Genomic DNA, 19,004 nt, shown 5'->3' on the forward strand with positions numbered 1-19,004 from the left:
AAATTATTTCGTATACAAGGTTACAAGGCAAATATCGTCTTTCTGAATCATACCGCTATCTTGAGGGATCATGGTAGCCACCAGTCCGGATGGATCTAATCGATCTTCGTTTTTCATCAGTTCGATTAATCTATCGCTCGATGGTTCTTCACCGGTTATCGCAGCCATGCCGTCGGTTAATCCGTCCGTATACAGGATAATCCCGGCGTCCCGCTCATATTGCAGAAGGCCCTTGCTTACCTTCAGCTTATTGAATAAACCAATAGCGCTGCAGCAGGGCTCAAGCAGGGCAGGCTTGCCGTCCAGGAAGGCAACTCCCGGGGGATGGCCGGCATTGACGTATTCAATCGTTTTGTTCTCCACATCAAGCACCAAATAGATGGCGGTAAAATAGTAGTTCATCAGCTCGTCCTTGATATGCAGCTGATTCATGTAACGGTTGAGCTCATGCATGACTTGTTCCATATCGTTTATTCGGGTTATCGTATCCCGCAGCACCGACGAAATGTACATGCAGACAAGAGAGGAAGAGATGCCGTGGCCCATCATATCCAGAAGGATCACGCCGTAACGGTTCTTGTCAATCCGATACCAGTTGTAGAAATCCCCGGCGAGCTCCGAAGAAGGCTGGTAGGCGGCATTAATCCGCATGTTCTCATCGTCAATTTCCGTGCTGAGCACGCTGAGCTGCACCTGCTTGGCCAGCTCCAGATTATATCTCATATTTTTGTCTCGTTCTTTGTGCCGGTCGATTTCCTGCTTCAGCCGCATCGCCGAACGGATACGGGCAAGAAGCTCCATCCGGTTGATTGGCTTCATGACGTAATCGCAGGCTCCCGCATCGAGGGCCTGGGCCATTTTGTTCGAATCGCCAACGGCGGTTACGAAGATGATGGGAATGTCCTTGTAGCGGCAGTCCCGCAATACCGTGCGGCATGCCTCAATCCCGTCGATGTCCGGCATCATCATATCCATCAGAATCAGCTCGACATCCAGGTCTGTCGAGGAAGTGGAGCCTCCTGTGCCAAGCATATCGTAAAGCTCATGGGCTGACGAGGCCGTTAATAGATTTCGATAACCGGCCTTATTCAGGATGGTCTGTATGATAAGTTGGTTGGTCGCGTTATCGTCAACAATGATAATACTCATCCGGAGCACTCCTTTCTTTGTTTCTATTCTTTTAACACTATACCATAGATCAAAGACCTACCCGTAGGAGTAGGTCTTTGATTTTAGAATGTTCGATTATAAGCGGTATTCCGGGTAATAGTAGACGGAGGAGTCGTATTCGTCATCCTTGTACTCCTTGCCGCCCCAGGCAATGACCAGAATTTTGTCCCTGTCCATCTCTTTCTCCAGATGCTCCGCGTATTGCTTCGAGATGCCAAGCGATCTCATCTTGGCGCGAAGTTCATTGCCGGTGGAGCGGAAAATATTGGCGATGGCGGTTCCAACGCCTTCCGCCGCTACGCTGATCTGCTCGGCATCGGTATTTTTGGCAATGCGCTCCGTTCTGTCCTTATCGTGAGTCAGTACAAAGATATTCTCTCTCGCATAGCCTTCGCGTTCGAAGCGGTGAACCTGCTCTTGTACCTCCAGCATGTTGTTGACCGTGTGCACTCTTGTCGTCATGGTTTGAGTTGTCATTGTAATTCCTCCTCGATTTTTAATGAAACGGTGTTGCCGGCGCTTGCCGGTTATGCTCGTCTTCGTCCTAATATCAGCGATGCGATAAAGAGGACGATAAAGACCACAAACAGGATTTTCGCAATACCCGCAAGCGCGGAGGCGATGCCCAGAAACCCGAACAGGCCGGCGACGATTGCGAAGATGAAGAACAGAAGAGCCCATCCTAACATATTAATCACCTTTCTTTCTTTCGATTGGATTGCTTGCTTGTTTCGTTGTCCTTGCTTGTCTTGCTTGATAGGTAATTAACCACGATTCGGGGAGGTGAAACATCTTCTTTTCGCAAAAAGCGCATCAAATAGTTTACTTCATTAATAGTTTCATAAAAAAACAGCCTGCACGGGATCCCGTGCAGGCTGTTAGTCGTGTCCAAGCGATTAAAGACGATTAAGATGCTCTTTCAACAGACCCGGAAAATCGGTAATGATGCCTGTGACGCCGGCGGCAACCAGCCTGTCCCATTCGGCAGGATGATTAGCCGTATAAGGGTAGACTTGAAGACCGGCTGCAAGAGCGTCCTCGGCATCCTGGGCTCCGATAAGTCCATGATGGGGATGAAGCGACCAGACCTCCGTCTCCAGCAGCGCCGCGTACGAAGCATGATGGATGAGGTCGGCCGCATACAGCAATCCGATGCGGAGCTCCGGCTCAGCCTGCTTCAGCCTTAGAAGCAGCTTATGGTCGAAAGAAGAAACAACGGTACGCTCCAGACGGCTTTCGCCGCGGAGATAATCCAGCAGGACCTGATCGAGAAGGGAGCCCGCGGAGTCCTTGACTTCAACGTTGATTTCGATATGCTGCGGGAGCAGATCGTATACTTCCTCCAGAAACGGGACTTTCTCCCCGGCAAAAGCAGGCGAGAACCAGCTTCCCGCATCCGCTTCGCGGATGGTGGCGGAATGCAGCAAGCGGATCGCTCCGGAACTGTCCGTCGTTCGGTCCAGCGTGTCGTCATGGCAAACAATGAGCTTGCCGTCCTCCGACAGGTGAATGTCCAACTCTACCATATGGCTGCCTTGCTCGGCCGCAAGCATAAAGCTCGCAAGCGTATTCTCCGGTGCTTCTCCGGCTGCGCCTCTATGGCCAATAACAATAGGGCTGCTAGCATGAATATTTGGCTCGATTTCCCTCGGCATCTTCTTGTTCCCTCCCAGTCGGGCTTCAATGACATCCAATGGATGACCCGTCGTTCGCCTTCATTATAGGCGGGGAAGCTTCGTATGTCCCCATTCGATTATAAATCTAAAGAAAATCTTTAGAAAGGGACGGTTTATTTTCAAGTAAGCGTTGTCACATTTCCTAATCTTAATAAAACGCTGACATAGGAGTTACAAACGGGAGTTATCCTTAGACTTGCCAAGCTATATCAGGTTAAGCCATTTCTTGAAAGGGCGGTTGTAGTCAAACATGAATTCGTCACTCTATTCAGACAAATCCAAGCCGGTTTTGTCTCCGGCATCCGCGGCAACGCCTGGCAGCCGGATCAACGCAGGCCTGCTGCGAAGAATGCGGGAGCATCTCCTCGGTTACCTGTTTTTGGCGCCAAGCGTGGCTATATTCATCCTGTTTTTCTTCTATCCGATGGCTCGCTCCGTCTATTTGAGCTTTCAACTTACCGACCCCCGCGGCAGGGTTGCCGCATATGCCGGATGGGACAATTATTCCCGGATGATGGAATCGTCCGCCTTCTGGAACAGTCTCTGGATCACGGTCAAATTCACGCTGATGACCGTACCGGCCGGTTTGGTTCTCGGCTTGCTATGCGCCAGCCTCGTTCATTCCGCGGGTAAAGGGAGCAAGCTGTTCCGCTTCATCTTCTCGCTTCCGCTCGCCCTCTCCGTCGGAACGGCATCCATTCTGTGGATGATTTTGTACCATCCATCGCTTGGCATGCTCAACTATTTGCTTGGGCAAATCGGCTTCGGACAAGTCCAGTGGCTGACCGATCCGGGTGCGGCGCTTGGCTCCGTCTCCCTTATGACCGTTTGGATGAATTCCGGCTTTCCGTTTGTTCTGCTGCTGGCCGCTATTCAGGGGCTCGATAACGATGTCATGGACAGCTCGCGAATCGATGGCGCTTCGATGTGGAGAACCTTCTTCTCGATCAAGCTGCCGCTGCTGTCGCCAACGCTTTTCTTCCTTGCGGTTGTGTCGATTATGAGCGCCTTCCAATCTTTCGGACAAATCAATATCTTGACCAGGGGGGGGCCGGCGGGTTCAACGGATGTGCTGGTGTACTCCATCTACCGGGAAGCCTTCATTAACTACCAGTTCGGCACCGGCAGCGCGCTGGCGATCGTCCTGTTTATTCTAATGCTTCTGCTGACAGCGGTGCAATTCCTTTTCCTTGGAAAGAAGGTGCATTACCAGTGAAGGCTTTCAGTCATCCGCGCAGTCCATTCCGCTTATTCAGCCATTACGGACTGCTCGTCCTGCTGTCGCTGTTAGTGCTTGGGCCATTGCTCTACTTGCTTGCCCAAATCTTCATGACGCCGGACGAAGCAAGCCAATTTCCGCCAAAGATTCTTCCTTCCGGTCTTTACACGGGGGAGCTGAAGAACGCCATTGATACCGTGCCGATATTCGGCTTTATTCTCAACAGCTTTGTTCTGGCGTTCTCGATTATGATTCTCCAGGTGCTGACGGCGGCGCTGGCCTCTTATGCCTTTGTTTACATTCGGTTTGCCGGCAGCCGTTTCTGGTTCGCTCTATTTATCAGCACCATGATGATTCCATGGGAAGTCACGATTATTCCCAACTATTTGACCGTCAAAAGCTGGGGATGGCTCGATTCGTTTCAAGGGCTTATCGTACCGTTTGCCGCTTCGGCCTTTGGCGTGTTCCTGCTCCGCCAGTTCTTCATGCAGCTGCCCCGCGAGCTTTTTGAAGCGGCGCGCATAGACGGCTGCGGGCATTTCCGTCACTTCATGTCCATCGTGCTTCCGTTGTCCGGTCCCGCTGCCGCATCGCTTGCGGTATACGTATTCCTGAACGGATGGAATCAATACTTGTGGCCGCTGCTCGTAACTAGCAGCGATGCGATGCGGACCGTCCAGATCGGAATCGCGATGCTCCAGTTCGAGGAGCTGACAAGCTGGAATCTGGTGTTGTGCGGAGTCGCGCTTGTCTTGGTGCCGTCGTTTGTCCTGCTCGCGCTAGGCTTGAAGCCGCTCGTGCGGGGCATTACGGCCGGCGCGGTAAAGGGCTGATCTTAACCCGGGTACTTGTCCTAACGGACTTGCCATATAGAAAACAAACATTATTTTAAGGGAGAGAAAAGAAACCATGGTTAAACGCAATTGGAAAATGGTACTGCCTGTGGCGGCAATGCTTGTGCTGCCTTTATCAGCTTGCGCATCGAATCCGAACAACGGCGGAAATGAACCGTCGCCTACCGTTTCGGCTTCCAATACGGACACCGCGGCAAACACTGGCGCCGCTTCCACCGAGCCGGCCAAAGAGCCTGTCAAAGTGGTCTGGTGGCATTCCATGAGCGGCGAGCTCGGAACGGCTGCGGACAAGCTCGTCAGCGATTTCAACGCTTCGCATCCCGATATTAAGGTAGAAGGCGTCTTCCAAGGCACTTATGACGAAAGCCTGAACAAGCTGAAGGCATCCATGGATTCCAAGTCCGGCCCTTCCTTGATCCAGGTGTATGAGATCGGTTCGAAATTCATGATCGATTCCGGCGCCGTAACGCCGGTGCAGCAGTTCATCGACGAGGAAAGCTACGATATCTCTTCGCTGGAGCCCAATATCCGCAGTTATTATACGTTTGACGGCAAACAGTACTCCATGCCTTTTAATACTTCCAATCCGATTCTTTACTATAACAAGGACCTTTTCAAGAAAGCCGGCCTTGATCCGAACAAACCGCCTGTCACTTACCAAGAGGTAGCTGACGCGGCCAAAAAACTGACCGGAAACGGCGTAACGGGAGCTTCCTTCGCAATCTACGGCTGGTTCATGGAGCAGCTGCTCGCCGATCAGGGCAAAGATCTTATCAATAACGGCAACGGCCGCGAGAGCGCCGCGACGGAATCGCTCATCAATCAGGAAGCTGCAGTGACTACGCTGACTTGGTGGAAGGGCATGGTCGACAATAAGTCGGCTCTGAACCTTGGACGCAAGACGGATGACACGAAAAAAGCGTTCCTGGCTGGCCAGGTCGCGATGACGCTGGACTCGACGGCTTCGCTTCGCGGCATTGTTGACGGGGCGGCGGGCAAGTTCGAAGTGGGCACCGCTTTCCTGCCTAAGCCTGACGCATCGTCCGAAGGCGGCGTTGTTGTCGGCGGCGCGAGCAACTGGATTCTGAACAACAAGCCGGCGGAAGAGCAGAAGGCTGCTTGGGAATTCATGAAGTATTTGGCTGAACCTGCCGTGCAGGCGGAATGGCATATCAATACCGGTTACTTCCCGATTACGACAAAAGCTTACGACGAGCAGATCGTAAAGGATAACCTGGCGAAATACCCGCAGTTCCAGACGGCTGTTGACCAGCTTCATGCCTCCAAGCCAAGCACGGCCAGCCAAGGCGCCGTAATGGGCGTATTCCCCGACGCGCGCCAGACGGTGGAAGGCGCAATCGAGGAAGTCTTCACGGGCAAGAAGGACGTTAAAGCGGCGCTTGACGACGCAGCCAAGCAAATTACGGAAAAAATCGATATCTACAATAAAACCGTATCGAAATAAAGCAGCCAAGAACAGCTCTGGAGCTAAGCTCTCCGGGGCTGTTTTTTTGTTTTCTCAATAGATTTCAGAATTGTCTGATAATAATGTTTCAACGAATCGATAGCTGGTTAAGTAATGACATGATAGCATTTCAAATCGAAAAGGATGTGGGATCGATGGATAAGCATAAGGTAAATGTCAATGGCATCGATATGGTATATGAAGAATGCGGTCAGGAAAACGAAAAAGCGATTATTCTGCTTCACGGTTTTTGCGGATCGTCCCATTATTGGCATAATGTTTGTCCGCTGCTGACCGATCACTACCGTGTCATTATGCCGCAGCTGAGGGGCCATGGCGAAACATCGGCACCGGACAATGTGTATACGATGGAAGTGATGGCCGACGATATCAATGCATTGATCGAAAAGCTTGGCATTGAAAAAACCGTTGTATTCGGCCATTCTCTAGGCGGCTACGTGACGCTGGCCATTGCGGATAAATACCCTGACAAGCTGGCCGGATTCGGACTGATTCATTCCACCGCTCTGCCGGACACGGAAGAAGTGAAAAGGAAAAGGTACCAGGATATTTCCTTCATCCAGAAGGAAGGAATCGAGCCTTACGTACACGAGCTGATTCCGAAGCTGTTCAAGGAATCCAAGAGGCAAGATATGCCTGATGAGGTGGAAAAGGTTAAAGAGGCCGGACTCAAAATGTCTGCAAAGGGAGCTATTCATACGCTTGAAGGCATGATGATGAGGCCGGACCGAAGCGCGATGCTGCATGAAGCAACGTATCCGATACTGCTGGTGGCCGGGGCGGAGGATGAGGTTGTGACTCCGGATGATACGTTCTCCGTCAATGAACAGGAGACGCCGAAGTCGACGTACGATTACCCGCATATTCAGGAGAATACGTTCGAGGGCGTCGCCCATATGAGTCTGGTCGAAGCTCCCGAGCAGCTGGCCAGGGTTATCGCCAACTATCTCAGAACGCTTAGCGAGAAGGAGCCCGTGAGGGCGTTGTAAAAACGAATAGAAATGCATAGCCGTGCAGGCTCAGCGCCTGCACGGCTATTTATGTTTTTTCAAAGAACCTACTCGAAAAACAACCATTTGTAGGGTAGAATAAGTGGGCAAGATCATTAACGGCAAAGGACGTGTATAGCCAAATGGCAAAGCTGACACCGTATTTTTACTCCGAGGACGCGAAAACGCAAGCGGGATTTTACGTGCAGGCTCTTGGCGGTCAGATCATCGATCAAATGACGTATGGGCAAGCTCCGGGTACGGACGAATCGATGAAGGACAAAATCATACATATGGTTTTTCAAGCTGCGGGTGTTATCTTCTATATTGCCGATACGATGCACGAGCCTCCGGGACGCAGCACCAGCTTTGATCTGAACCTCGAATTCAAAACGGACGAGGAGGCGCAGCAAGCCTTTGCCAACCTGTCGGAAGGCGGCCGGGTGATTATGCCGCTGGAGAAGCAATTTTGGGGTACGCTGTTTGGCCGGGTAGAAGACAAATTCGGCATCAAATGGCAGATCAGCACGGAGCCGAAGCCGCAAAGCTAACGATTCGAACCGAGACTATCCGCTGCTCCAGCTTTGGGGAATGCCCGGATAGTTTTTTTGTTAAGGAGAGGGAAACCAAATGGTAGCAAGCGAATGTCCGATCTGCAAGGGGAGCAACCGATGCGGCAATCTGCAAGGACTGCCGGCCGGAGCTTGCTGGTGCAGCAAGGAGTTTTTTCCGCAAAAGGTGTTTGAGCAAATTCCGTCTGAATTAATGGGAAAAGCCTGCGTATGCCAAGCTTGTCTGGAAAGGCTGAAGCGGGAATCGAAGGAAGAATCCGGGGAGATGCAATCATGAATCCGATAAATCCATTGGAAGCAGAGGATTTGCTGCGCACGTTCACGGGGGAAGAGATTTACGTCCACAGCGAAGCAACATCCTATGTGTTTGTAAGAAATTTCAAGGTGAAGCTGGCGCAGGCTTTCGTAGCCGGAGAGGGGCCGTTCCGGATTGCTTTACGCTTTGATCAAATCGGATGGCTTCGAATGGAAGCGCTCACGCATTGCGAGCTGGATGCGGAAGGACGGCTGCTGCTGGCCGGCTACGATGACAGAGGACGAATGAACGTTGCGCTGCATCTCGGAAAGGAGCCGTTTGCGGAATGAGTACAGAACCAAGAAAGCTGCTTGCCGTATTTGCCCATCCGGATGACGAGTCTTTTATTTGCGGCGGTACGTTAGCGAAGTATGCCGACAGCGGCGCAGAGATTACGCTTATTAGCGCAACAAGAGGCGAGATGGGCAGGCGAATGGGCAATCCTCCTTATTTGAACCGCGAGACGATGGCCGCGGCCCGTGAGCGGGAGCTTCGGGAAGCGTGCGAATGCCTTGGGGTCAAGCATCTGCATTTTTTCGGCATTCGCGATAAAACGGTGGAGTTTGCCGATCCGGATCAGTTGGCCGAACGCATTGCGGGATACATACGGGAAGTTGACCCCGATGCTATTCTTACCTTTCACGGGAAATGGGGCGGGCATCCGGATCATTGCGCGATTGGCAAAGCTACGATTGAAGCGCTTGCCCGCACGGGACTTGCGAAAGCCTTGTATTTCATCTCGTTCGGGGATTCGCTGGCCTACCCGGAGACTTACGGTTATAGCCAAGAGGAGATTGCCCGGATTGACGTAAGCCGCTATAAAAAAGCGAAGCTTGCGGCGTTCCGTGCACACCGCTGCCAGACGGAAATCGATGAATGGGTATGGCTGCCTGACCGGCAGGCCATGAGCCGTTTCGGGGATCATGAATATTTCATCAAAGGAAACAAAGAGGCGCTTAAACGCGGCAATGCCGATTTGTTCTAGCGCCTCCTCGGGAACCCCCTTATTCAAATTCGCTTAAAGCCGTTGCGGCCAGATTTTGAATAACTACATTGTCCATAGGCGGATTATGCAATCCCGCCCGGACATCCCTGTAATAACGCTCGAGAGGCTGCTGACGGGATAAGCTGGTGCCGCCAACGATCCGCATCGCCAGATCAACGATCTTGATGGCATTATTCGTAACGATATATTTGGCGAGACCAAGGTCAGCTTTCAGAGCTGGCCTGTTCTCGCTTGTTTCCCGATCCCAGCGGTCCGCGACGGTATACAGCATGGTATGCGCGGTGCGCAGCTCAAGCTCCATCTGGCCAATCGAATGCTGGACGGATGGAATCGCCGCAATCGGCTTGTTCATTTGGCCGGGCTTATAGGAATTTGCAAAGGAAAGGGCATAGTCTCTAGCCGCAAGCGCAATGCCAAGATAACAGGCCGGAATATGCAGCAGCCAGCCGCCTCCGTCATCCACGCCTTTGCCTGTCAGCCGGTGAGCCGCGGGAACAAAGACCCGATCAAGCACAACATCGTGGCTTCCGGTTGCGCGCATGCCAAGCGTATCCCAGGTCTCGATAATCGAAACCCGTTCGCAGCGTTCCACGAGGAAATCCGAAGCGCTGTCTTCCCCCGGGATAAAAGCCGTCACAACAAAACGGTCCAGAATAGGCGATAAGGTACTGAACGTTTTGCGTCCCGTGATAAGCCATCCCCCATCCACCGCGGCTGCCGTTGTTTCCGGCCTTCCGCCGCGGCTTGGGCTGCCGGAAGCTGCTTCGCTGGCGAAGGTGTTAATCATTGCTCCGTCGTTGACAACGGCCGCGCATAGGTCAGCGAAGACAGGCTCCTGCCATTTTCGGGAAGTGCGCAGATGCAGCATCTGTCCCATATGCCAGCCAACCGCAAGCGCGGTAGAACCGTCGCCGTAAGCCAGTCTTTCCTGCAGCATCACCATTTCGTAGAGGGAAATTTCTTCTCCTCCGTATACTTTGGGAACCGTAAGCTTCAAATATCCCGCCTCTCGCAAATCCGCGAAATTATCAAACGGAAATGAACCTTCGCGGTCGTGCCGGGATGCTCTTTCCGCGAAACTAGCCGCCAATTTATCTACCTGCGATACCCGGGCTTGCTCTTCTTCATTCCGGATATATTGATCTACCCAACGAGTCATCTATTTTCGCTCCTCTTAAAATGAATATTCGCAAATAAGGGCTGTATTTCAGGCTATATGTGATTATTCATGCTTCGCAAGCATTAGCCTTACCTTATTATAGCAAGCGGAGGAGACATGCCGCTATCAGGCTTGAACGCGGATATGACGGTTTGACGCGAATTCGAACAAGCCCTTGTCCGTTAATTTGAGCTCAGGGATGACCGGGAGAGCCAGGAAGGATAACGTCAGGAACGGGTTGAAGGCATCCGGGGCTCCGATCGTGCGAAGCGCCGCATAGAGGCCAAGCATTTGTTGATTCACTTCGCTATAGCTTTGCTCGGACAAAAGGCCGCCGACAGGCAGGGCTAAGGAAGCAAGCACTACTCCGTCCGCGACAACCGCGAGCCCGCCGTTCATCGCAGCCACATGGCCGATAGCAAGCAGCATGTCTTCATCGGTTACTCCCGCGCAGATGATATTGTGCGAATCGTGGGCTACCGACGAAACGATCGCGCCTTTGCGGAAGCCGAAGCCTTTGACAACCGCAAGCCCGATATTGCCCGTCCGGTGATGACGTTCAACGACGGCAAGCTTAAGCTGGTCGCGTGCTGCCGAAGGAATAAACCTCAGCTCCCGATCTCTTGCAACCTGTTCCTTCAAATGCCGGGTCACAAGAGAGTTCGGAATAATTCCGATCGCATTGCAGGTATCGGACTCGAGCGGAAGCTCAAGAGCATCCGCTCGAAGCGGCATCATTCCGGTCTGAATCATGGATGAATGCAGGGGTTCCGGAGAAGCATGCGCAGCGCTAACGGAAAAAGCATCCTCCTGAAGCTCTCCGTTACGAAATACGCATGCGCCTTCCTTAAATACCTGCCGGATCGCCAGCTTCTCCAGATCATCAACGATAACAAGATCGGCTTTATAGCCGGGAGCAATTGCGCCTTGATGGCGGAGGCCAAAGCATTCGGCGGCATTAATGGTCGCCATCTGAACGGCGGTAACCGGATCCAGCCCCTTGCTTACGGCCAGGCGGATGCTGTAGTCGACGCTTCCATCTTCCCAATCAAGCCGGGAATGACCCATTGCCCTTTGGCATCAATCACCTCCAGGCCCTCCGTATACCGGCCGATCCCCGCGATAACGCCGTCCACGATGGCGATATCGCCAGATTGGATGCTGCCCGTAAACACATTTACGATGTTGCCGTTTCGGATAATAAGATCCGCCGCCTCGCGTTTGGCTGCCACTTCGATTCGTTTTGCGATTTTGTCTTTGGTATTCATGCCGGCTATTCTCTCCTTTTTTAATAAAATAAAAAACTCCCGATTACCGCCGATGCTGAAGAAGCATGCTGGTAATCGGGAGTTTACGGTTCCCGGTAGAAACCCCCGGCCCGTATTGCCGGGGTTATACGCAATGTTGGATTCTATTGTAGAAGATGGGCAACGGGAATGCAACGGTTAGATTTGAATTCCAATAAATCTGGCCTGGAATTCTGCGGATTGAAAAGCGTTCCGCAGCCTAAGGCGGCGAAGCCGGCTCATCTTGTCACAGGCGCTATATGCGTCGGAATCTGGCCGTTCGGATACGGGCCTTCCCAGCCTAGATAGTAATGACGGACCGGCTTCAGTTCGTCATCCAGCTCATACACAAGCGGAATGCCGGTCGGGATATTCAGATCCGCAATGCCGTCCGGCGGAATTTGGTCCAAATATTTGACAAGTGCCCGCAGCGTGTTCCCGTGGGCGGCTATAATCACCTGGCTTCCGGAGGAGATGGCGGGAGCGATTTCGGCATTCCAATAGTTCAGAACCCTCGCCTCCGTGTCCTCCAGGTTCTCCGTTAACGGGAATTCGCCATCCTTGAGTCCGCTGTAGCGAGGGTCTGCAGCTACGTACCGCGGATCCGTTGAGTCGAGTGCAGGAGGACGGACATCCACCGATCTGCGCCACAGATGCACCTGCTCCTCTCCGTATATGGCGGCCGTTTCCGCCTTGTTCAGCCCCTGCAGGGCGCCGTAATGCCGTTCGTTCAGCATCCAGCTCTTGTGCTCCGGAATCCATAAGAGATCCATCTCTTGCAGGATGATCCATAAGGTTCGGATGGCGCGTTTCAAAACGGAGGTATAGGCGATGTCGAACACGTAGCCGTGTTTTTTCAAGATTTCTCCGGCTTCACGGGCTTCATCCAGACCTTGCGTCGACAGGTCTACATCGGTCCAGCCCGTGAACCGGTTCTCGACATTCCATACGCTTTGCCCATGGCGAATCAGAACTATTTTTTTCAAGAGGCGGCCTCCTTTCCATTGTTTGCTTATCTCTATAATGTTTCCAATCGAGCAAAAAAACAAGCCAACCGGGGTAAAAATAGGGTCAGCTTGTTAATGCCTGGTGTCACAAATAAAGATCTCTCCCCGTTCTATTGGTAAAAGCGAAAAAGAGGAGAGATCATCGATGAAGGAATGGACGGTTGTTGTCGTTGGCGGCGGGTATGCGGGAATCCATGCGGTCAAAGCGGTGTGGAAGCAGTATGGCGGTCATGCGGAAGGACGGAAGCTTCGCCTTCTCTTATTGGATCCGAATCCTTATCATCTGCGCAAGGTGCTCTTGTTCAAGCCGGCGGTAGGGGCAGATCCGATTACGGTGCCTTGGCGGCAGATTTTGCCGGAAACGGCCGAGCACGTGCAAGGAAAAGCCAAGCATATAGATGCGGCTGCTAAAGTGCTCGAATACGAGAATGCGGAAGGTCAGCTCGTTCGGCTTGCTTATGACACGCTGGTTGTTTCGGTTGGCAGCGTTGCCCGCGAGACGGAAACGGGACTAGGCGGCATTGCCCTGACGGGAATGGAGTCGGCAGTACGAATCAGGGATACGTGGAGCCGCAATATGCAGGCCGCAAGAGCGGAGAGCAGCGCGGAGGAGCGGCGTCGCCTGCTCACGGCAGCCGTGGCCGGGGCGGGAATAACCGGCATGGAGACGGCATCGGAGTTAGCGTACGCCATGAGAGAAGAAGCAGCGAGGCAGGGACTTAACCCCGAAGAAATCCGGGTCCATCTGCTAAATGCCCAGGACCGTTTGTTTCGGGAAGGATCAATGAAGGCAAGCCGCAAGCTGGAGGATGAGCTGGCGAAATGCGGCGTATCCGTGCATCACCTATGCAAAGCGGTACGCGAGGAGAATGGCTGTCTAATGCTCTCGGATGGCGAAGCTCTGCCGGTGGGCCTTACGGTATGGACGCTGGGTCTTGTTCCGAATCCCGCCGTCCGCGGCTTTGGGCTCCCGGTAACGAAGGACGGAAGGCTTATCGTGGACGAATGCTACCGCGTGAAGGAAGCCCGGGGCGTGTATGCCATTGGGGACTGCGCGTTTATCGTGGACCCGGATAGCGGCGAAGCCGCGGGAATGACCTGCAAAGAGGCCATTCCGCAGGCACAGCGATTAGGCAAAATCATCGCGGCGGACCGGAACGGCAGCGAGGCTCCCCGCCATAAGCAGGTAATGGAAGGCTTTACGATTGGACTTGGTCCGGGACGGGGAATCACATGGACGCGCAAATGGGGGCTTGATATAATCATTTCGGGAAGTTTATCCTACAAAATCAAACGCTTCGTCTGGGATTACGCGAGTATGCTGAAATCATAAGGAGACGTCAAATGGAGCTGTATGAACGTTATAAAGGCTTGTTGTTCAGCCTGGCTTATCAGTTAACCGGCTCGGCCGCCGATGCGGAGGATGCGGTTCAGGACGTATTCCTCAAGGTGCAGAATAGGAATCCGGATACGCTGCACGAGCCCAAAGCGTATCTATGCAAAATGATAACGAACCGCTGCCTGGACCATCTTCGTTCGGCAAGGATACGCCGGGAGCAATATGTCGGTCCGTGGCTGCCGGAGCCGATAGCACCGTATGACGACGGCGGTTTGGAGGAAGTGGTCCGGCATGACCTGCTGTCCTACGCCATGCTGGCGCTGCTCGAAAGGCTGTCGCCTTCGGAACGGGCCGTCTTTGTTCTGCGGGAAGCGCTTGGGTTCGATTATCCCGCCATTGCCGAATTAACGGGAAAAAGCGAGCAAAACTGCCGCAAGCTGATGAGCCGCGCCAGAGCAAAGATGGGAATAACGGAAGAAGAGCTGCAGTCTGGCGGTACAATCGAGCAGGCGTGGATAAACCGGTTTGTAGCGGCCTTAACGGAAGGCGAGGTTGACACCGTGCTGTCCATGCTGGCTGAGGATGCCGTGCTTGTATCCGACGGAGGAGGCAAAGCTTCGGCCGCTGTCCGGCCAATCGAAACAAGGGAGCGCGTGGCGCAGTTCCTGCTGGGCATTTTCCGCAAATCCCAGTTTACAAGCCTGATGACGGTAGAGCAGCGGCTGTTAAACGGGGAACCGGCCTTCGTATTCCGGCAGGAAGGAATCGTCGATTCGGTCGTATTTCTTGAGCAGCGCGAAGGCTTGCTTCACCGGCTGTTTATCGTCCGCAACCCGGATAAGCTGCACAAAGTATAAAAAAAACGGTTGTGCTTGGTTAACCAGGCACAACCGTTTTTTATTTATTTCGCTACTTTTTCGCGATTGAGGTATACCGTCTCGCCAGTGCGTGCGGATTCGTAAATCGCTTCCAAAATTTCGGTTACGACAAGAGCTTGCTCCGCTTTTACGACCAGATCCGTGTCGTTCAGGATCGCATTGATCCAAGCCGCGCATTCCACGTCGATATCGCGCTCCGAAGCGCCGTCATAGAACGCTACGCCGCCGGCGGAAAGGTCGATTTCCTTAACGAACAAGCGGCTGTTCTCTTCGCCGTTGATGCGAAGGCCGTTCTTCATGTCCGCGCCGCCTTCGGTACCGCAAAGCGTGCATTTTGCTTCGTCGATATCAAGCGTGTTCAGCGCCCAGCTTGCTTCAAGCGTGATTGTTGCGCCGTTCTCCATCTTGATAAAGCCTACGGCGGAATCTTCTACCGTAAATTTCGCTGGATCCCAAGGTCCCCAAGCGTTAGCGGCATTTTCCTTCGAGCCAAGCTTATGAAATACGGAGCCCGTTACGGAAACCGGCTTGTAGTTGTCCATCATCCACAGCGTCAGGTCAAGCGCGTGAGTACCGATATCGATAAGAGGGCCGCCGCCTTGTTTCTCTTCGTCGAGGAATACGCCCCAAGTCGGAACCGCGCGGCGACGGATCGCATGAGCGCGCGCGTAGTAAATTTCGCCCAGCTCGCCTTGCTCGCAAATCTTTTTCAGCACTTGGCTGTCCGGACGGAAACGGTTGTTGTAACCGATCGTCAGCTTTTTGCCCGTGCGTTTCGCGGCATCCAGCATGGCTCTTGCTTCCGCGGCTGTTTTAGCCATTGGCTTCTCGCACATTACATGCTTGCCGGCTTCAAGGGAATCTATCGTAATAAAGGAGTGCGAGTCATTAGGCGTTAATACATGCACGACATCGATCGACGGATCGGCAATCAGCTCGCGGTAATCCGCGTATACTTTCGAGCCTTCGGCGCCGTATTTTTGGGATGCTTCTTCCGCGCGTTCTACAACGACGTCGCAAAAGGCAACGATTTCAACCTTCTTGTTCTTGCTCAGCGCAGGAAGATGCTTGCCATTCGCGATACCGCCGCAGCCGATGATGCCAACCTTCAGTAATTTACTCATGTCCAGCCTCCGTTTAAATGGATTTAGATAAAAAAGTTGTTTATGCCCTTACTATAGGTTTGACCGATATTTAGAGTCAATAAGGCTTTGAAAAAGTTCTTGTCTGTGTCGTATAATTATAGTCAGAATGTCTTTATGTTCTAGTTTTACTTTGCTAAATGGTGTGCTACCTTAGAAATAAGTCGCAAATATGTAGTTATTCCAAATAATCGGTCTGAGGAGTGGAAGTTATATGATTAGAGTCGCAATGTTAAGCTATTGGCATGTTCACGCATGGGATTACACGAGAGAGGCGCAAGCGCATCCGGATACGGAAATCGTAGCGGTATGGGACGAAATCCCGGCTAGAGGCGAAGAAGCGGCTGCCAAGTTGGGCGTTCCTTTCTTCTCTAATCTGGATGAGCTTCTTGCACGCGAGGATATTGACGGAGTGATCGTGGACGCGCCTTCCAATATTCACCGCGAGGTTATGGTGAAAGCCGCGCAAGCCGGCAAGCATATCTTCACGGAAAAAGTGTTGGCGCTTTCAACGAAGGAAGTTAACGAGATTCTGGCGGCAGTGGAAGAAGCAGGCGTTAAGCTGACCGTATCGCTGCCAAGACTAAACGATTGGTATACGTCTTCCATTCAGAACGTGCTGGAATCCGGCATTCTGGGCCAAGTTACCTTGACGCGCGTGCGCTTGTCCCATAACGGAGCAACCGCAAACTGGCTTCCGGAGCATTTCTACAACCTGGAGCAATGCGGCGGCGGCGCACTGATCGACCTGGGCTGCCATCCGATGTATTTGACTAGACTGTTCCTTGGCGAAATGCCGGTTCAGGTTCAAGCTTCGTACGGTTACGTAACCGGCAAAGACGTGGAGGATAACGCGGTATCCATTCTTACGACGGCCGGCGGCGCTATCGGTATCGTGGAAGCGGGCTTCGTGAATGCCCATTCGCCATTCACGATCGAGATTCACGGCACGGAAGGCTCGCTGCTCTACGGTACGCCGGAGGACCGCGTTCTCGTCCGCAGCAACAAGAACGGTGAATCGCAGTGGACGGAAGCGGATAAGGCCAGCGGCCGCAATAAGGCGTTCGAGCAATGGGCTGACCATATTCAAAATAATACGGTTGCAGCAGAGAATATCCGCATGGCGCAGGATCTGACGGCGCTGATGGAAGCGTCCAACCGCTCGGTTGCCGAGAAGCGGGCTGTACGTATTGAAGAAATCCGCTAATACAATGACTGGCATGGATGATCGGGACCAGATTATGGAGTCCGACAGCAAGGTAAGCGCAAGACCGTATCCTTATGCCATTATGAAAGAAAAGATGGATGCGCTTGAAAGGCTTGATCTGCATTTCAGATGGGGACGTTACGGAATCCGGGTGCTTAAATGGCATCTGACCACCTTTAAGCCGGGACAGCTGATCAAGTTCCACAAGCATTCGGAGTTTGAATTCCACTTCGTGCCGCGCGGCAAAGGAACGGTCACCTTGATTGACCATATTTACAAGCTGAACAGCGGCATGTTTTATTTGACGGGTCCCGGCGTTGTGCACCAGCAAACGGCGGATAACCGATCCGGCATGGAAGAGCTGTGCCTGCATGTGGATATTACGCGTCTTCCGGACGGAGAGGATCAGGAAGGATGGGGCTCGGAGTGGGAAAATAAAGAGTCGGAAGCCTGCATGCAGGCACTGGCCGATTTTCCGCTTCGACCGTTTATGGATCAGCATGATGCCATGACATGCTTCCTCCAGGCTTACATGGCTTGGCGATCCGGAGAGCTTGGAGCCTATACGACGATCCGCCAGTCTTTGATTCAAATCCTGCTGCGCGCCGCAAAAGCAACCGTGGACCGGGATGGTCAGCAGATGCTTCCTTCGCGGGATATTCAAGCGCATCGCTTCGAGATGGCGCAGCAATATATTTACGATAATTACGCGAGACCGCTAACCCTTCAGGAGGTTGCGGACCGGATCCAGATCAGCACAAGACAGCTGCAGCGTGTCTTTCACCGGTACGGGGTCAGCTCCTTCAGCAGCTACTTGGAGGATTTCCGGCTGCAGCGCATTTGCGAAGAGCTGATCGAGACCTCGAACACGGTGGAATCCATTGCGGTCAATCATGGCTTCACGAATACGAACTACCTATTCCAGGTGTTCAAGAAGAAGATGGGGATGACGCCGCTCGCTTATCGCCAGCGCCATCAATTAAACGCATAAGAGCAGCAAGGGCAAGCGGGCATTGGCTTGCCCTTGCTGCTCTTTCTTATCCACTGACGGCCATTTCCTTCTTGTACTGAGACGGCAGCATTCCGGTCCATTTCTTGAACGTCTTCGTAAAATGAGCTTCGTCGTAATAACCGACTTCCTTGGCAACGGAATGGATTTTCATATCGCCGGTCTGAAGCAGCGCTTTGGCTTTCTCGATCCGGAATTGATGAACATAATCAAGGAAATTAATTCCAAGCTCCTGTTTGAACAACGTGGATAGATAGGTGCTGGAGACAAACAAAGCCTTGGCAACGCCGGCCAAAGTCATCCCGTGGTCCGCATAGGAGGACTCGATGACTTCCAAGGCTTGCTGAACCTTCCGTTTTGGCGTTCGCCCCGGATTCAGGCTCAGCTTGCGGTACAACTCTGAGCCTTGATTAAATTGCTGCTCCAAAGCCTTTAACGCTTCCTTATAAGAATAATACAGCTGATGTACATTTGGCTTCGATGTGCCGAAGGTATCGCCGGCGATGATGTTCAGGTACTGCTGTTCCAAATTTTTCACTTCTTTTATCGCTCCTGAAAGGCAAGTCGCAAGATGGTCAAACAAGTGCTTCATTTCTTCAAACGGCCATTCATTCCTTTGTCCAGCCGATTTGTTGGGAATGAGATCTTCCTCTTCTGCAATGAACAGCTTTGGCATAATTAGCAGGCCTCCTCATCGCTTGTGGAATCGA

General features: G+C 52.6%; 22 protein-coding genes and 1 riboswitch. Of the genes, 12 read left to right on the forward strand and 10 right to left on the reverse strand.

Annotated features, from left to right (window positions below):
- Positions 1 to 3: 3 nt before the first annotated feature.
- The 4 genes from FHT67_RS02820 to FHT67_RS02835 all read right to left on the reverse strand — a co-directional run bounded on the left by FHT67_RS02820 (position 4) and on the right by FHT67_RS02835 (position 2,825).
- Positions 4 to 1,149: a SpoIIE family protein phosphatase gene (locus FHT67_RS02820; protein WP_167195471.1), complete on the reverse strand. Its 1,146-nt coding sequence runs from the start codon at positions 1,147 to 1,149 to the stop codon at positions 4 to 6.
- 96 nt (positions 1,150 to 1,245) lie between these two features.
- Complete coding sequence (locus FHT67_RS02825; RefSeq protein ID WP_132303732.1) at positions 1,246 to 1,647, reverse strand: YflT domain-containing protein; 402 nt, start codon at positions 1,645 to 1,647, stop codon at positions 1,246 to 1,248.
- Between the two features lie 50 nt (positions 1,648 to 1,697).
- Positions 1,698 to 1,859 carry a DUF1328 domain-containing protein gene (locus tag FHT67_RS02830; protein WP_015843467.1) on the reverse strand — a complete coding sequence of 54 codons (162 nt, stop codon included), beginning with the start codon at positions 1,857 to 1,859 and terminating at the stop codon, positions 1,698 to 1,700.
- A 207-nt stretch (positions 1,860 to 2,066) separates the two neighbouring features.
- Positions 2,067 to 2,825 (reverse strand): glycerophosphodiester phosphodiesterase, encoded by a 759-nt coding sequence (locus FHT67_RS02835; RefSeq protein WP_132303735.1) that lies wholly within the window; start codon positions 2,823 to 2,825, stop codon positions 2,067 to 2,069.
- A gap of 271 nt (positions 2,826 to 3,096) precedes the next feature.
- On the opposite strand from FHT67_RS02835, the gene FHT67_RS02840 reads away from it, so the two are divergent.
- The 8 genes from FHT67_RS02840 to FHT67_RS02875 all read left to right on the forward strand — a co-directional run bounded on the left by FHT67_RS02840 (position 3,097) and on the right by FHT67_RS02875 (position 9,246).
- Positions 3,097 to 4,062 carry a carbohydrate ABC transporter permease gene (locus FHT67_RS02840; protein ID WP_132303737.1) on the forward strand — a complete coding sequence of 322 codons (966 nt, stop codon included), beginning with the start codon at positions 3,097 to 3,099 and terminating at the stop codon, positions 4,060 to 4,062.
- On the forward strand, positions 4,059 to 4,898 hold the full coding sequence (locus FHT67_RS02845) for a carbohydrate ABC transporter permease (RefSeq protein ID WP_347880067.1): 840 nt from the start codon (positions 4,059 to 4,061) through the stop codon (positions 4,896 to 4,898). The genes FHT67_RS02840 and FHT67_RS02845 overlap by 4 nt, the downstream gene beginning before the upstream one ends.
- A gap of 76 nt (positions 4,899 to 4,974) precedes the next feature.
- Positions 4,975 to 6,384, forward strand: a complete 1,410-nt coding sequence (locus tag FHT67_RS02850) for an ABC transporter substrate-binding protein (RefSeq protein ID WP_167195473.1) — start codon at positions 4,975 to 4,977, stop codon at positions 6,382 to 6,384.
- A 155-nt stretch (positions 6,385 to 6,539) separates the two neighbouring features.
- Positions 6,540 to 7,394, forward strand: coding sequence for an alpha/beta fold hydrolase (locus FHT67_RS02855; protein ID WP_132303743.1), 855 nt, complete (start codon positions 6,540 to 6,542; stop codon positions 7,392 to 7,394).
- Positions 7,395 to 7,537: 143 nt separating this feature from the next.
- Complete coding sequence (locus tag FHT67_RS02860) at positions 7,538 to 7,945, forward strand: VOC family protein (RefSeq protein ID WP_132303745.1); 408 nt, start codon at positions 7,538 to 7,540, stop codon at positions 7,943 to 7,945.
- A 79-nt stretch (positions 7,946 to 8,024) separates the two neighbouring features.
- Positions 8,025 to 8,243, forward strand: a complete 219-nt coding sequence (locus FHT67_RS02865) for a cysteine-rich CWC family protein (protein ID WP_132303747.1) — start codon at positions 8,025 to 8,027, stop codon at positions 8,241 to 8,243.
- Positions 8,240 to 8,551, forward strand: a complete 312-nt coding sequence (locus FHT67_RS02870; protein WP_167195475.1) for a DUF1806 family protein — start codon at positions 8,240 to 8,242, stop codon at positions 8,549 to 8,551. The genes FHT67_RS02865 and FHT67_RS02870 overlap by 4 nt, the downstream gene beginning before the upstream one ends.
- Positions 8,548 to 9,246 carry a PIG-L family deacetylase gene (locus tag FHT67_RS02875; protein WP_167195477.1) on the forward strand — a complete coding sequence of 233 codons (699 nt, stop codon included), beginning with the start codon at positions 8,548 to 8,550 and terminating at the stop codon, positions 9,244 to 9,246. Before FHT67_RS02870 ends, FHT67_RS02875 begins: the two co-directional genes overlap by 4 nt.
- Positions 9,247 to 9,265: 19 nt before the next feature.
- Here the strand turns inward: FHT67_RS02875 and FHT67_RS02880 are convergent, their stop codons facing one another.
- From FHT67_RS02880 to gpmA, 4 genes are all read right to left on the reverse strand, one after another.
- Complete coding sequence (locus tag FHT67_RS02880) at positions 9,266 to 10,426, reverse strand: acyl-CoA dehydrogenase family protein (RefSeq protein ID WP_167195479.1); 1,161 nt, start codon at positions 10,424 to 10,426, stop codon at positions 9,266 to 9,268.
- A 126-nt stretch (positions 10,427 to 10,552) separates the two neighbouring features.
- Positions 10,553 to 11,494: an adenine deaminase C-terminal domain-containing protein gene (locus tag FHT67_RS02885; protein WP_347880068.1), complete on the reverse strand. Its 942-nt coding sequence runs from the start codon at positions 11,492 to 11,494 to the stop codon at positions 10,553 to 10,555.
- On the reverse strand, positions 11,431 to 11,694 hold the full coding sequence (locus FHT67_RS30475; RefSeq protein WP_347880069.1) for a hypothetical protein: 264 nt from the start codon (positions 11,692 to 11,694) through the stop codon (positions 11,431 to 11,433). Before FHT67_RS30475 ends, FHT67_RS02885 begins: the two co-directional genes overlap by 64 nt.
- Before the next feature lie 52 nt (positions 11,695 to 11,746).
- A riboswitch (purine riboswitch) is annotated at positions 11,747 to 11,844 on the reverse strand.
- Positions 11,845 to 11,951: 107 nt separating this feature from the next.
- A complete protein-coding gene (gpmA, locus tag FHT67_RS02890) occupies positions 11,952 to 12,698 on the reverse strand; it encodes a 2,3-diphosphoglycerate-dependent phosphoglycerate mutase (RefSeq protein ID WP_132303757.1) in 747 nt (248 codons plus the stop codon).
- 166 nt (positions 12,699 to 12,864) lie between these two features.
- On the opposite strand from gpmA, the gene FHT67_RS02895 reads away from it, so the two are divergent.
- Together FHT67_RS02895 and FHT67_RS02900 are read left to right on the forward strand one after the other, a co-directional pair.
- Entirely contained in the window at positions 12,865 to 14,052 is a 1,188-nt protein-coding gene (locus tag FHT67_RS02895) for an NAD(P)/FAD-dependent oxidoreductase (RefSeq protein WP_132303759.1), read from the forward strand.
- Positions 14,053 to 14,063: 11 nt separating this feature from the next.
- Entirely contained in the window at positions 14,064 to 14,915 is an 852-nt protein-coding gene (locus tag FHT67_RS02900) for an RNA polymerase sigma-70 factor (protein WP_167195481.1), read from the forward strand.
- A 44-nt stretch (positions 14,916 to 14,959) separates the two neighbouring features.
- Here FHT67_RS02900 and FHT67_RS02905 read toward each other — a convergent pair whose 3' ends face one another.
- The gene (locus FHT67_RS02905; RefSeq protein WP_167195483.1) at positions 14,960 to 16,060 is read right to left on the reverse strand and encodes a Gfo/Idh/MocA family protein; all 1,101 of its coding nucleotides are present in this window, start codon (positions 16,058 to 16,060) and stop codon (positions 14,960 to 14,962) included.
- Positions 16,061 to 16,292: 232 nt separating this feature from the next.
- On the opposite strand from FHT67_RS02905, the gene FHT67_RS02910 reads away from it, so the two are divergent.
- Together FHT67_RS02910 and FHT67_RS02915 are read left to right on the forward strand one after the other, a co-directional pair.
- Positions 16,293 to 17,285 (forward strand): Gfo/Idh/MocA family protein, encoded by a 993-nt coding sequence (locus FHT67_RS02910; RefSeq protein WP_167195485.1) that lies wholly within the window; start codon positions 16,293 to 16,295, stop codon positions 17,283 to 17,285.
- A 4-nt stretch (positions 17,286 to 17,289) separates the two neighbouring features.
- The gene (locus FHT67_RS02915) at positions 17,290 to 18,276 is read left to right on the forward strand and encodes a helix-turn-helix domain-containing protein (protein WP_347880070.1); all 987 of its coding nucleotides are present in this window, start codon (positions 17,290 to 17,292) and stop codon (positions 18,274 to 18,276) included.
- Positions 18,277 to 18,322: 46 nt separating this feature from the next.
- Here the strand turns inward: FHT67_RS02915 and FHT67_RS02920 are convergent, their stop codons facing one another.
- The gene (locus FHT67_RS02920) at positions 18,323 to 18,970 is read right to left on the reverse strand and encodes a helix-turn-helix domain-containing protein (RefSeq protein ID WP_167195488.1); all 648 of its coding nucleotides are present in this window, start codon (positions 18,968 to 18,970) and stop codon (positions 18,323 to 18,325) included.
- Between the last annotated feature and the right edge of the window lie 34 nt (positions 18,971 to 19,004).

Source organism: Paenibacillus sp. BK720 (genome assembly GCF_011761545.1).
Taxonomy (GTDB): Bacteria; Bacillota; Bacilli; order Paenibacillales; family Paenibacillaceae; genus Pristimantibacillus.

Excerpts from the sequence above, each read along its gene's own strand:
- FHT67_RS02820 (WP_167195471.1), bottom strand. The coding sequence starts at position 1,149 with ATGAGTATTATCATTGTTGACGATAACGCGACCAACCAACTTATCATA.
- FHT67_RS02825 (WP_132303732.1), bottom strand. The coding sequence starts at position 1,647 with ATGACAACTCAAACCATGACGACAAGAGTGCACACGGTCAACAACATG.
- FHT67_RS02830 (WP_015843467.1), bottom strand. The coding sequence starts at position 1,859 with ATGTTAGGATGGGCTCTTCTGTTCTTCATCTTCGCAATCGTCGCCGGC.
- FHT67_RS02835 (WP_132303735.1), bottom strand. The coding sequence starts at position 2,825 with ATGCCGAGGGAAATCGAGCCAAATATTCATGCTAGCAGCCCTATTGTT.
- FHT67_RS02840 (WP_132303737.1), top strand. The coding sequence starts at position 3,097 with ATGAATTCGTCACTCTATTCAGACAAATCCAAGCCGGTTTTGTCTCCG.
- FHT67_RS02850 (WP_167195473.1), top strand. The coding sequence starts at position 4,975 with ATGGTTAAACGCAATTGGAAAATGGTACTGCCTGTGGCGGCAATGCTT.
- FHT67_RS02855 (WP_132303743.1), top strand. The coding sequence starts at position 6,540 with ATGGATAAGCATAAGGTAAATGTCAATGGCATCGATATGGTATATGAA.
- FHT67_RS02860 (WP_132303745.1), top strand. The coding sequence starts at position 7,538 with ATGGCAAAGCTGACACCGTATTTTTACTCCGAGGACGCGAAAACGCAA.
- FHT67_RS02865 (WP_132303747.1), top strand. The coding sequence starts at position 8,025 with ATGGTAGCAAGCGAATGTCCGATCTGCAAGGGGAGCAACCGATGCGGC.
- FHT67_RS02870 (WP_167195475.1), top strand. The coding sequence starts at position 8,240 with ATGAATCCGATAAATCCATTGGAAGCAGAGGATTTGCTGCGCACGTTC.
- FHT67_RS02875 (WP_167195477.1), top strand. The coding sequence starts at position 8,548 with ATGAGTACAGAACCAAGAAAGCTGCTTGCCGTATTTGCCCATCCGGAT.
- FHT67_RS02880 (WP_167195479.1), bottom strand. The coding sequence starts at position 10,426 with ATGACTCGTTGGGTAGATCAATATATCCGGAATGAAGAAGAGCAAGCC.
- FHT67_RS02885 (WP_347880068.1), bottom strand. The coding sequence starts at position 11,494 with ATGGGTCATTCCCGGCTTGATTGGGAAGATGGAAGCGTCGACTACAGC.
- FHT67_RS30475 (WP_347880069.1), bottom strand. The coding sequence starts at position 11,694 with ATGAATACCAAAGACAAAATCGCAAAACGAATCGAAGTGGCAGCCAAA.
- FHT67_RS02895 (WP_132303759.1), top strand. The coding sequence starts at position 12,865 with ATGAAGGAATGGACGGTTGTTGTCGTTGGCGGCGGGTATGCGGGAATC.
- FHT67_RS02900 (WP_167195481.1), top strand. The coding sequence starts at position 14,064 with ATGGAGCTGTATGAACGTTATAAAGGCTTGTTGTTCAGCCTGGCTTAT.
- FHT67_RS02905 (WP_167195483.1), bottom strand. The coding sequence starts at position 16,060 with ATGAGTAAATTACTGAAGGTTGGCATCATCGGCTGCGGCGGTATCGCG.
- FHT67_RS02910 (WP_167195485.1), top strand. The coding sequence starts at position 16,293 with ATGATTAGAGTCGCAATGTTAAGCTATTGGCATGTTCACGCATGGGAT.
- FHT67_RS02915 (WP_347880070.1), top strand. The coding sequence starts at position 17,290 with ATGACTGGCATGGATGATCGGGACCAGATTATGGAGTCCGACAGCAAG.
- FHT67_RS02920 (WP_167195488.1), bottom strand. The coding sequence starts at position 18,970 with ATGCCAAAGCTGTTCATTGCAGAAGAGGAAGATCTCATTCCCAACAAA.